11 protein-coding genes are annotated in these 12,114 nt (G+C 61.4%); 6 read left to right on the forward strand and 5 right to left on the reverse strand.

Annotated elements, in window-relative coordinates:
• The first annotated feature begins 40 nt into the window (after positions 1–40).
• From AX768_RS01790 to AX768_RS01815, 6 genes are all read left to right on the forward strand, one after another.
• Positions 41–2,428 (forward strand): LPS-assembly protein LptD, encoded by a 2,388-nt coding sequence (locus tag AX768_RS01790; RefSeq protein WP_061998530.1) that lies wholly within the window; start codon positions 41–43, stop codon positions 2,426–2,428.
• A gap of 145 nt (positions 2,429–2,573) precedes the next feature.
• A complete protein-coding gene (locus AX768_RS01795) occupies positions 2,574–3,938 on the forward strand; it encodes a peptidylprolyl isomerase (protein ID WP_086381372.1) in 1,365 nt (454 codons plus the stop codon).
• 12 nt (positions 3,939–3,950) lie between these two features.
• A complete protein-coding gene (gene pdxA, locus AX768_RS01800; RefSeq protein WP_061998532.1) occupies positions 3,951–4,934 on the forward strand; it encodes a 4-hydroxythreonine-4-phosphate dehydrogenase PdxA in 984 nt (327 codons plus the stop codon).
• A 35-nt stretch (positions 4,935–4,969) separates the two neighbouring features.
• A complete protein-coding gene (rsmA, locus tag AX768_RS01805) occupies positions 4,970–5,788 on the forward strand; it encodes a 16S rRNA (adenine(1518)-N(6)/adenine(1519)-N(6))-dimethyltransferase RsmA (protein ID WP_061998533.1) in 819 nt (272 codons plus the stop codon).
• A gap of 298 nt (positions 5,789–6,086) precedes the next feature.
• A complete protein-coding gene (locus AX768_RS01810) occupies positions 6,087–7,184 on the forward strand; it encodes a porin (RefSeq protein ID WP_231941294.1) in 1,098 nt (365 codons plus the stop codon).
• Positions 7,185–7,301: 117 nt separating this feature from the next.
• On the forward strand, positions 7,302–8,246 hold the full coding sequence (locus tag AX768_RS01815) for a LysR family transcriptional regulator (RefSeq protein ID WP_061998534.1): 945 nt from the start codon (positions 7,302–7,304) through the stop codon (positions 8,244–8,246).
• Here the strand turns inward: AX768_RS01815 and AX768_RS01820 are convergent, their stop codons facing one another.
• From AX768_RS01820 to gmhB, 5 genes are all read right to left on the reverse strand, one after another.
• Positions 8,247–9,179: a DMT family transporter gene (locus AX768_RS01820; RefSeq protein WP_061998535.1), complete on the reverse strand. Its 933-nt coding sequence runs from the start codon at positions 9,177–9,179 to the stop codon at positions 8,247–8,249.
• Between the two features lie 81 nt (positions 9,180–9,260).
• A complete protein-coding gene (gene gloA, locus AX768_RS01825; RefSeq protein ID WP_061998536.1) occupies positions 9,261–9,647 on the reverse strand; it encodes a lactoylglutathione lyase in 387 nt (128 codons plus the stop codon).
• Positions 9,648–9,695: 48 nt separating this feature from the next.
• Entirely contained in the window at positions 9,696–10,652 is a 957-nt protein-coding gene (locus AX768_RS01830) for a M48 family metallopeptidase (protein ID WP_062000694.1), read from the reverse strand.
• Positions 10,653–10,733: 81 nt separating this feature from the next.
• Complete coding sequence (locus tag AX768_RS01835) at positions 10,734–11,507, reverse strand: lysophospholipid acyltransferase family protein (protein ID WP_061998537.1); 774 nt, start codon at positions 11,505–11,507, stop codon at positions 10,734–10,736.
• Between the two features lie 43 nt (positions 11,508–11,550).
• A complete protein-coding gene (gene gmhB / locus AX768_RS01840; RefSeq protein ID WP_062000695.1) occupies positions 11,551–12,114 on the reverse strand; it encodes a D-glycero-beta-D-manno-heptose 1,7-bisphosphate 7-phosphatase in 564 nt (187 codons plus the stop codon).

Consider the following 12,114-nt stretch of genomic DNA (forward strand, 5'->3'; position numbering starts at 1 on the left):
GTCGAGCGCCGAGCGTGACGCGATTGAACAGCACTCAAACATGCCGCCACGACAGCTTTCCAAACAAGTTTTATCGCGCGAGTCGCGTGATCAGCGGCCACGCAGGCGGCGGCTGTTCGCAGCGCTGATCGCGGTGCCCGGCCTCATGCCGGCGCTTGCCAATGCGCAGCTTTCGGGCGCTGCAGCCGACACTCAGCCGCTCGGCGACCCGTGGAGCCTGCGTCTCGCTCCCCAGCTCGAAGAACGCCCGCTGCGGCAGGGCGATCAGCCTGCTACGTTCGTACTGGGCAATCGCACTTCGGGCACGGCTGACCAGGACATGGCGGCGAAGGGAGCGGCGGAGCTGCGCCGCAACACGTCGGTGATCAAGTCGGATGCGCTGCATTACGACCAGGACACCGACATGGCCGATGCTTACGGCAATGTCAGGATCTTCAACAACGGCAATACGTTCATTGGCCCGGAAGCGCACTTGAAGGTGGAGGCGAACGAGGGTTACATGACGAACCCGAAGTATCGCTTCAACTTGTCGAACGGCTCGGGCAGCGCTGCGCGCGCGGACCTGATCGACAACGAGCAGACGCGCGTGGACCACGGCACGTACACAGCGTGTTCGTGCGAGACGGACCCGGCGTGGTACATCAAGGGCACGTCGTTTGACTTCGATACCGGCGCGAACGAAGGCGTGGCCCACAACGGCGTGCTGTTTTTCCAGGGCGTGCCGGTGTTCGCGAGCCCGTGGATGTCGTTTCCGCTGACCGGCGAACGCCGCAGCGGCATCTTGCCGCCCACGGTATCGCTGAATTCGACGACCGGTTTTGAAGTCTCGCTGCCGTATTACTTCAACATCGCGCCGAACCGCGACCTGCTGGTAACGCCGCGCCTGATGACGCGGCGCGGGATTCAGTTGCAGTCGACCTTCCGGTATCTGTCGCCTACCTATTCGGGCACGATCACCGGAGAATTCCTGCCGAACGACATGCAGACGCATACGAACCGTTATGCGATCTACATCCAGCATCAACAGAATTTCGGCGGCGGTTTCGCGGGTTACATCAACTACAACAAGGTCTCGGACAGTCAGTATCCGGAAGACCTGGGCAACGCCGCGAACCAGTTCCTGAACGGCACGCAAGTGCTGTATCAGCAGGAAGCCGGGTTGACCTACAACAACGGCCCGTGGTCCATCATCGCCCGCGAGCAGCGCTGGCAGACCTTGCCGCCGGCAGTGGCGCCGTATGCGCGCGAGCCGCAGCTGAACGTGCTGTACAACAAGTACAACGTAGGCGGTTTCGACTACGGCGCGGAGATGGATTACACGCGCTTCACGACCACCGTGGACGATGCAACGAAGGGTCAGCGCGCGGTCTTCAATCCGTATTTGAGCTACAGCGTCACGGGCCCGGGTTATTTCGTCACGCCGAAGATCCAGTATCACCTGGCGTCATATAACCTGAGCCAGCTTGGCAGCACGGCTTCCGGCACGCCCGTGGGCCAGCCGAAGAGCCTGACGGAATCCATCCCGACTGTCAGCTTCGACACTGGCCTGGTATTCGATCGTTCGGTCACGGTGTTCGGGCAGGATTACATCCAGACGCTGGAACCGCGGCTGTACTACGTGTACACGCCGTATCGGAACCAGGAGTTCGCGCCTGTCTTCGATACCGGCGAGGCCGACTTCAGCCTTGCCGAAATCTACACGCCGAACACCTACGCGGGTAATGACCGCATTGCGGATGCAAACCGTCTCACGGTCGGCCTGACTTCGCGTTTCATCAACCCGGCAACGGGCGACGAACGTGCGCGTTTTGTCATCGCGCAGCAATATTATTTCCAGCCGCAGCGCGTGACGATTGCGGAAGGCCAGTCGCTGGATCAGGCGAAGCATTCGGACCTGATCGTGGGAGCGTCGTTCAAGCTTGGCGCTGGTTTTTCGCAGGAAACTGCGTTCCAATATAATGCCGACAACAACCAGCTCGTGCGCTCGAGCATTGGTTTCGGCTTCAGTCCAGAAGCGCGCAAGGTCATCAACATTGGCTACCGGTACACGCGGGCAAACGAAACCACGCTGTCCACCCAGCCGATCAACCAGATCCTGGTCTCGGCACAATGGCCGATCACGCGACACATTTATAGCGTCGGCCGGGTGAACTACGATCTCGCGAGCCATCGTCTCGTCGACGGGCTGCTGGGCTTCCAGTACGATGCCGACTGCTGGACGCTCGGCCTCGGCGTGCAGCGTTACGCAAACGGTGTCAACAGCACGGGTAGTAACAGCGCCGGTACTCGCGTGCTGGCTCAAATGACGTTCAAGGGCTTGTCGAACGTCGATAATGGCCTGACCGCGGCGTTCCGTGCCGGCGTCAACGGCTACACACCGCCGCCGCCGCCGCCCGCACCGCTCGCGCGTTACACCAACTACGAATGAGCGCGTGAATAGAAACGGTCAGGTCAGAAAGTGCCAGTGGTATGCGCCCAGGCGTATATTTGCGGGTTGAGCGCAGAAGGCACGCAGCAGCGCAAGGTAATAGGGCCGGTCACCGGCCGCAATCGATGGAGTATCTGTGTCAAACATGAACAAGTTTAAGTGGACAACGTTCGCGGCAAGCGCATGCGCTGCGGCTTTCCTGACCGGCCCGGTGGCGCACGCTCAGGCGTTGACGGCCGCACCGGGCGGCGTGCAGATAGCGGACTCCGTCGTCGCGGTTGTGAACAATGACGTGATCACCGAGCGCGAGCTCAATGACCGCAGCAACCTCATCGTGCGTCGCCTGCAGCAGCAGAACGCGCCAGTCCCGCCGGCCGCGCAGTTGCAACGCCAGGTGCTCGATCAGATGGTGCTGGAACGCATCCAGTTGCAGAAGGCGAAGGAAGACAACATCACCATCGACGCGCCCACTGTGCAGCGCACGCTCGAGCGTCTCGCGCAGCAAAACCAGATGACGCTTGACGTGTACCGCGCGCGCATCGAGGCGCAAGGCGTGCCTTGGGACACCTTTCAGCGCGATGCCCGCACGGAGCTGACGCTTTCGAAGCTGCGCGAGAAAGAGGTGGACAGCAAGATCACGGTGTCGGACGCGGAAGTGGCGAACTACGTGGCGAGCCAGCGCGGACCGAACGCAGGCGGCGGCAACGACCTGCATCTGCAGCACATCATGTTCAAGGTGCCGGAAAACGCATCGCAGGCTGACATTGCTGCGATCCAGGCGAAGGCCGAAGCCGTATTGAAGGACGCGCAGAGCGGCTCGGATTTCGCGAAGCTCGCGAAGAACAACACGCAGGACACCGATGCCGCCAAGGGCGGCGATCTGGGGTTCCGCACGCAGGCTTCGTTGCCGGCATCGATTGTCACGGCGGTTGCGACGCTGCGTCCGAACCAGGTGAACCCGCAACTGATCCGTACCGACGGCGGCTTCGAAATCATCAAGCTGGTAGAACGCCGCACAGGCCAGGGTCAGGCTGCCGATGCGCCCAAGCTCGTGCAAACGCACGTTCGTCACATTCTGCTGCGCGTGACCGATGGCACGTCGGAACCGGCAGCGCGTCAAAAGCTGCTTGAAATCAAGGCAGACGTGGCGAAGGGCGGCGATTTCGCCAATTACGCACGGACTTACTCGTCGGACGGCTCGGCGTCGCAGGGCGGCGATCTCGGCTGGATCAGCCCGGGTGAAACCGTGCCGGAATTCGAGCGCGCCATGAACAACCTGAAAGACGGCGAAGTCAGCGATCCGGTGCGTTCGGAATACGGCTATCACCTCATCCAGGTGCTCGGACGTCGTGAGGCTGAAGGCTCGGTGCAGCAACAGCTTGATCTGGCGCGTCAGGCCATCGGTCAGCGCAAGGCCGAGCAAGCTTATTCGGACTGGCTGCGTGAACTGCGTGACACCGCTTACGTCCAGTACAAGGGCGCCGCCGCACAGCAGGCCCTGAACCAGTAAAAGGTTGTCCGAATGGAACCAGCAGGCCGCTCACTGTCCATAGCCATCACCACCGGGGAACCGGCCGGCGTTGGTCCTGAACTGACAGTGGCGGCCCTGGCTGACGCAGCAACGCGCTGGCCAGGGGTGAGGTTTTCGGTACTGGCCGACCGACATTTAATGACCGAGCGTGCGGGTACATCGTCGTGGCCTTCCGGCGATGCGTCGATCGAGATTGAACACCATGCGCTGAGCGTTCCCGTTGTAGCGGGCAAGCTTAATGCCGCGAACGGGCGCTACGTGCTCGGTCTGCTCGATACGGCCATCGACGGCGCGGTCAGCGGACGGTTCGACGCCATCGTCACGGCGCCGCTGCAGAAAAGCACCATCAACGACGCCGGCGTTCCCTTCACCGGCCACACCGAATATCTCGCCGAGCGCACGCATACCCCGCGCGTGGTCATGATGCTCGCAGGCACTGGCGAACGGCCGTTGCGCGTCGCGCTCGCCACCACACACTTGCCGCTGAAGGATGTATCGGCGGCGCTGACGGTGGATGGCATCGTCGAAACGCTGGGCATCATTCATCGCGACCTGAAGGCCATGTTCGGCTTGCCCGCGCCGCGCATTCTCGTCACCGGCCTGAATCCGCACGCGGGCGAAAACGGCTATCTCGGCCGCGAGGAAATCGATGTCATCACCCCGGCGCTGTTGCGCGCGCGCGAACTGGGAATCGACGCACCGGGTCCGTATCCCGCCGACACGCTGTTTCAGCCGCGCTATCTGAAAGACGCCGATTGCGTGCTTGCCATGTTCCACGATCAGGGCCTGCCGGTCCTGAAGTACGCAACGTTCGGCGAAGGCATCAACGTGACGCTCGGCTTGCCGATCGTCCGTACTTCCGTCGATCACGGCACCGCGCTCGATCTCGCCGGCACGGGCCGGGCGGACCCGGGCAGCCTGATCGTCGCCATCGATACCGCTGTTGCCATGGCGCGCCATCGTCGCGCGGCCTGATCCCCTTATTTGCAGTTCCTGACCGGTTTTCTCCGATGTCCATCAAGCACCAGGGCCACTTCGCGCGCAAGCGCTTCGGGCAGAACTTCCTCGTTGACCAGGGCGTGATCGATTCGATCGTCGATGTCATCGATCCCAAACGCGGTGAACGCATGGTCGAGATCGGGCCGGGACTGGCCGCGCTGACCGCGCCGTTGATCGAGCGGCTGTCCACGCCCGAGTCGCCGCTGCACGCGGTCGAGCTGGATCGCGATTTGATCGGGCGGCTTGAAAAGCGTTTTGGCGAACTACTTGCGTTGCACGCTGGCGATGCACTCGCGTTCGACTTCGGCTCGCTCGCGCTGGAAGGCGACACGCCGTCGCTGCGGATTGTCGGGAACTTGCCGTACAACATTTCCAGCCCGCTGCTGTTCCACCTCACGGCGTTTGCGCCGAAGGTCATCGATCAGCATTTCATGCTCCAGGACGAAGTCGTGGACCGGATGATCGCCGAGCCGGGAACGAAGGACTTCGGCCGGTTGACGGTGATGCTGCAGTACCGCTATTCAATCGACAAGCTGATCGACGTCCCGCCCGAATCGTTCAATCCGCCGCCGAAGGTGAACTCCGCGATCGTCCGCATGATTCCGTATGCGCCGAACGAACTGCCCGATGTCGATGACAAGGTGCTCGGCGAAGTCGTGCTGGCCGCGTTCTCGCAGCGCCGCAAGATGATGCGCAATACGCTGGGTGTGTATCGTGACCGGGTCGACTTCGATGCACTCGGCTTCGATTTGTCGCGGCGTGCGGAAGAAGTGCCGGTGGCCGAATTCGTGAAGCTCGCGCAGATGGTGGCGCAGGCACGTAGTAATTAAGCGTCAGTTGTTGTTTCTTCCTCTCCCCGCTTCCTTTTCGACGCTTTTCCCCTCTTGACTCCATGCATTCCCTGCATTCTTTCGATGCAAGGAATGCACTGGAGTTAACCGTCTCCTTGCCCTCAAATTAGCGACGCGTTCGCGCAAGCCCGGCCCCAAAGCCACGGCCGCGACGAGTTCGATGCGTGCGGATTTGATTCGCACTACGAGATGACAAAGAGACGGGAGACGCATGAAAACTTTAGGAATTTCTGAGACAAAAAGCAGATTCATCCAATGGCGTTCGCAATGGTGCAAGTTGGGCATTGCCGTACTGCCTGTAGCGTTGAGTTGCGGATCGGCCCATGCGCAGTCGAGCGTGACGCTTTACGGTGTCGCTGACGTCAGCATGCGTTATCTCTCGAATGCCGACGCTCAGGGTAATGGCCGCTTCCTCATGGGCCCGGGCGGCATGAGCGAAAGCCGCTGGGGCATCAAGGGCGTGGAAGATCTCGGCGGCGGCTGGTCGACCATGTTCAAACTCGAAAACCGCTTCTTCCTGAACAATGGCCAGAGCGATCCGACCATGCCGTTCTTCAACGAAGCGCAGATCGGCATTCAGTCGACATCGTATGGACAGGTTGTGATCGGCCGCCAGTACAACGTGATGATCGAAGGTATCACCATGGGCGGCTACTCAAGCAACCCATGGATTCCATACGACTTCAACTTCCAGCCCGAAGTGACCATGACGGGCGGCATCTGGAGCAGCAACCAGATCCAGTATCACGGCAGGTTCAAGGACTTCCGCATTTCCACCGCGTATTCGTTCAGCGGCAACGCCGGCATGATGTCCTATGGCAGCCAGTACGGCGTGGCCGCGGCGTTCACGCCCGGCGGCGGACCCGTCTCGATTGGCGGCGCGTTCAAGGAAACCAAGGACTCGATCAACGGAAGCGATGCCAAGGCGTGGACCGTCGGCGGATCGTACACGTGGAACAAGACGCGGTTTGCGCTGGGTTATATCGTCAATCAGAACGACAAGGGCTTCACCACGTTCGCCAACGGACCGTTCTCCGCGCCCGGGCTGGCCGCGCTGAAATATTCGGACTTCAAGCGCCGCCGGATGATCCTCGGCGGCATCACGCAAGAGGTGGGCAGCACCTGGCATTTCGCGGCGAACGTGTGGCGCACGCTGCAGGACGGCAAGGCGCAATCGCAGGACGGTTCGGCGTGGCAGTACCAGCTCGTCGCGGATTACGACTTGTCAAAGCGTACCGACGTGTATCTTGAAGCCGATTATTCGCGCTATAAGGGCGATCTGATCGGCGCGCAGTTGCAGGGCGTGAATGCGCCGGGCCTTGCGCAGAAAAGCACGCAAATCGGTGTGATGACCGGGATTCGACATCGCTTCTGAACATGCTTTGAGGCGTTCGGACGAACGCCTCGAAACATCGGCGAAAACGAGTGCGGATGATATAACCAGCCGGCGTTGAAAACAGGCAGAAAAACATTCAGGGCTGCGTTACATATCATGCATGAGATCAATTCGCGTCGACTGGCGCATCTTGTTGCGCTGGCCGAAGAGGGCAGCTTTGCGCGTGCGGCGGAGCGCGTGCATTTGAGCCAGCCCGCGTTGAGCCGCAGCATTCAGGCGCTGGAGGACGAATTCGATATCAAGCTCTTCGATCGCGCCGCCCGCGGCGTCGCCACGACCGCCGCCGGAAAACTGCTGGTCGAGCGCGCGCGGCGCGTGCTGTTCGAAGCACGTTGTCTGTTCCGTGATGTCGAACTCATCCGCTCCGACGCGCTCGGCGAAGTGCGGATCGGCCTCGGCGCGCATGCCGCCAATATTCTGTTTCCAGACATGCTCGTCGAGTTTGCGCGGAAATACCCGGGCATCAAGATATCGCTGGAGATCGCCGAAGCGGGGAAGTTGATGGAGCGGCTACGCGCCGAGCGCGCGGATTTTGTCGTGGTGGATCGCCGGGAAACGGCTATTGCGCCCGATGTCACCATGCATCGGCTGACCGGCCACGACGGCGGCTGGTTCGTGCGGCAGGGGCATCCGCTGCTCGCTCGTGCGCCCGTGCCGCTCGCGGCGCTGCGGGAGTATCCGCTGGTGTCGGTATCGTTGTCGGCGTTCATGGAGGACGCCGTGCGCCGGTTGCTGAAGTTTCGCGCGCACGAGGAGATTCCGCTGCATCTGGAATGCAACGATGTCGCCGTGTTGAAGAGCGTCGTCGCGCGCACGGATGCCGTCATGTTTTGCACGGCTTCATCGGTGCAACGCGATGTGCATCATGAACGGCTCGTGCGTGTATCGATCGTGCATCCGCGCAAGCTTGGTTTGCAGTTTGCCCTAGTCTGTCTCGCTGACCGGACGCAATCGGCTGCGGCCGAAGGCGCCCTCGGACTTGCTGCGCAGATCATGAACGAGGCAACCCGGGCAGCCCGCGCAACGGGCCGCTCAAGATGATCAGGCGCGCGCCCGCGCAGCCGGCGCATTCACCAGCCCAATGCCCATCACCACCAGCGCCGCCGCCAATATGAAGCGCGTTGTCAGCGTATCGCCGAGCAGCAGCACGCCGAACGCCACGCCGAAGATCGGCGTGAGAAACGAGAACACGGAAAGCCGCGACGCCATGTAGCGCGTGAGCAGCCAGAACCACGTGAGATAACTCAAGAACGCCACGATGATCGCCTGATACGCGAGACTTGCGATCGCGGTCGGCGTAATCGTGCCGATGTGAGTCTGATCGAGCGCGAAGGCGAGCGTGAGCAAGACAATCGCCGATACACCCAGTTGATAGAACAGCGTCTTGCTCGCGCTCACACGTGCGAGCGGCGAGGCGCGGATCACGACCGTGGTCGCGGCCCAAAAGACGCCACCGAGGACGCCGAGCGCATCGCCGGCCGTGCCTTGCCATGTCGATGCCGTATCCGGATTCGGATGCAGGAAGCCGTCGGCGAAAGCGATCGTGATACCGCCGAACGCGACCGCAATGCCGATCCACTGCACGCGGCGAAGTTTTTCGCCTGGCACGAAGAAGTGCAGGCCGAGCGCCATGAAACACGGCGCGGTATAGAGGAACACGACCATGCGCGTGGCGCTGGTCAGCGTCAGTCCCAGGAAGATGCACACGAACTCGCCGCCGAACAGCACGCCCGCGAGCAGGCCGGACCCGAGGGTATCGTCGCGACGAAAAAGCTCCACGCCGCGCGAACGCGTCCAGAACCACACCAGCACGGTCGCGATGGTGGAGCGAATGCCTGCCTGGAGCAACGGCGGGAACGAGACGTTCGCCCCTTTGATCGCGACCTGCTGGAAGCCCCACACCGCGCACAAGCCGATCATCAACAAGATGGCGGTGGCGTCGGGCGCGCGTCGAACGGGAAGGGCGGTGCTCATGAAGTGTCTCGTCTCTGCTTTTTATTGTGGTGTTGCGAATGCCGAAAACGACAAGGGCCCCGAAGGGCCCGGTCAATCATCTCAAGAGTGCTTCTCGATCAGTTCGACCTTGTACCCGTCCGGGTCTTCGACAAACGCGATGACCGTCTTGCCGCCTTTCACCGGACCCGCTTCGCGCGAGACCTTGCCGCCGGCCTCGCGGATGCGGTTGCATGCGGCGGCGGCATCGTCCACTTCCAGCGCAATGTGTCCATACGCCGAACCCAGGTCATATTTGTCGACGCCCCAGTTGTAGGTCAACTCCAGCACGCTGTTCTCGCTTTCATCGCCGTAACCGACGAACGCCAGCGTGTACTTGTATTCGGTGTTTTCGCTTTGACGCAGCACTTTCATGCCGAGAATGCGCGTATAGAAATCGATGGAGCGCTGCAAGTCGCCGACGCGCAGCATGGTGTGGAGAAGTCGCATGATGGGGTCCTGTGAGGGTTGTCGTTTTGATGCGTCCTGAACCGGCCGCTAAAGCAAGGGCAGCAGTTCAGGCGGGTGATGCTTGAGCGTGTGCCGCGCTTCCTGGAAGTCCGGAAATATGGATTCGACGGTGTTCCAGAAACGCGCGCTGTGGTTCATCTCGCGAAGGTGCGCGAGTTCGTGCGCGACCACATAGTCGATGATGTGAACCGGAAAATGGATCAGCCGCCAGTTGAGGCGGATCTTGCCTTCGCTGGAACAACTGCCCCAGCGCGTTGCCGCCGAAGACAACGCGTATGCCTTGTATTCAACGCCGAGTTTCGTGGCATACACCGGCAGGCGCTGACCGAACACTTCCAGCGCCTGTTTATGCAACCAGAGTTGCACGCGCTCGCGAATGAGTTGTGCGTCAGCCAGTGCGGGAAGGCCGAGCCAGAGGGTGTTGGCGGTGGTATCGAAATGCGGTTGGGTCGCGCTCTTTCCGGTCGCGCCCGGTGCAGCGGTCATCATCACGCTGATGTTCTGCCCGAGATACGGAAGCTGCGCTCCGTCCTTCCAGACAATACGCGGTACGACGCGTTGTTCAACCCGCGTTTGCCATTCTTCGAGCTTCTTGAAGATCCACTTCTCTTTTTCGACAATCGCACTTTCGATAGCACCGATCGTCACCCAGCGCGGCGCGGTGATCGCAAGGCCGGTGCCGTCGATCATGAAACCGATGGTGCGTCGCGACGAACGCTTCAACCGGTAGTCGAGCAGCTTCGACCCGAGCATGAGATGCCGGGAACGCGTGCCGTCCGGAGCGCGCAAAGGTGGAGCGGGCGGTGCGGTTGTATCGGCCGGCGTGATGTCGCCGCGCAACGTGGCGGGCATGGCAGGCGCGGCAGAACCTGCGGCCGACGATGCGTGTTCCATCGGCGCATCGAGCGGCAGATGGAGCGGCAAATCGAGTTGCGGGTTGTCGAGCGCGGCAGCCTGGTGCTGTCGCGTGGGAGTCTTCTGCATCGGCTCAGCTTGGCGCACGCGGCGCAGGAATGACAAAAGGAACGAAGCTAAAAACATGTAACGACGATACAGCCGCGGGCGCTACCGTCGGGTCGCCGCGCCTTCGGAGCGCGCGACGAAACGGTCGTCGGGACCATACGAACCCGGATCGATGCGGCGCATTTCTGTCTCGATCCATTGCTCGACGCGAAGGTTGACTTCTTCCGCGGTGAGGCCGGTCGTCTCGATCGGACGACCGATGGACATTGTGACTATACCCGCATATTTGAGAAACGATTTTCGAGGCCAGACGTGCCCTGCGTTATGAGCAATGGGCACGACAGGCGCGCCCGCCGCCACTGCGAACCGCGCGCCGCCCGACTTGTATTTACCTTGCTGGCCAACAGAGGTGCGTGTGCCTTCCGGAAACATGATGACCCACGCGCCTTCGGCCATGCGCTCACGCCCTTGCCGCGCCACCGATTGAAACGCGTCCTTGCCCTGACGCCTGTCGATATGCACCATCTTCAGCATGCCCATGGTCCAGCCGAAGAACGGCACGAACAGCAACTCGCGCTTGAACACATAGCAGAGCGGCCGCGGCATCAACGCGGGGAACGCGAGCGTTTCCCATGCGGACTGGTGTTTGGACAGCAGCACGGCGGGACCATCGGGCAGGTTCTCCATGCCTTCGATCCGGTAGCGGATGCCGATCAGGTAACGCATCACCACGATCGATGACTTGCACCAGAACGCCGCCATCCAGTAACGCCTTGCAGCGCCCAGGAACGGGAACGTGATGAAGCACATGCACGCGTACGGCACTGTGTACACAACGAAAAAGACCATCAGCAACAGCGAACGAATGAAGCGCATCGGCGTGAAAGAGTTCTTTGGATTCGACGATAAAGCCGGCGCGTCAGTCGTGATCTGCAGCGAGGAAATTCAGCGCGAAAGAGCGCAGGTCGTCGTGTACTTTTGTATTGGGCGGCAGGTTCCCCGCCGCCAGCGTCTTGTGTCCCTTGCCGGTCAGCACCAGATGCGACTTGAAGCCAAGCGAGGCGCCGGCCTGCAGATCGCGCAGGGAGTCGCCGACCACCGGCGTGTCCTCCGGATCGATCTCGAAACGCTCCACGATCTGCTGCAACATGCCCGGCTTCGGCTTGCGGCAATCGCATTCGTCTTCCTGCGTATGCGGGCAGAAAAATACCGCATCGATGCGCCCGCCGACCGCCGCCACCGCCCGGTTCATCTTCACGTGCATGGCGTTGAGCGCGGCCATGTCGAAAAGACCCCGGCCAATGCCTGACTGGTTCGACGCAATCGCCACGCGGTACCCGGCCTGATTCAGCCGCGCAATGGCTTCGAGACTGCCGGGAATGGCAACCCATTCTTCCGGCGACTTGATGAATGCGTCCGAGTCGACGTTGATCACGCCGTCACGATCGAGAACCACCAGTTTCTTGTTTGCGTTGGTCGGCAT

Source organism: Burkholderia sp. PAMC 28687 (genome assembly GCF_001577465.1).
Taxonomy (GTDB): Bacteria; Pseudomonadota; Gammaproteobacteria; order Burkholderiales; family Burkholderiaceae; genus Caballeronia.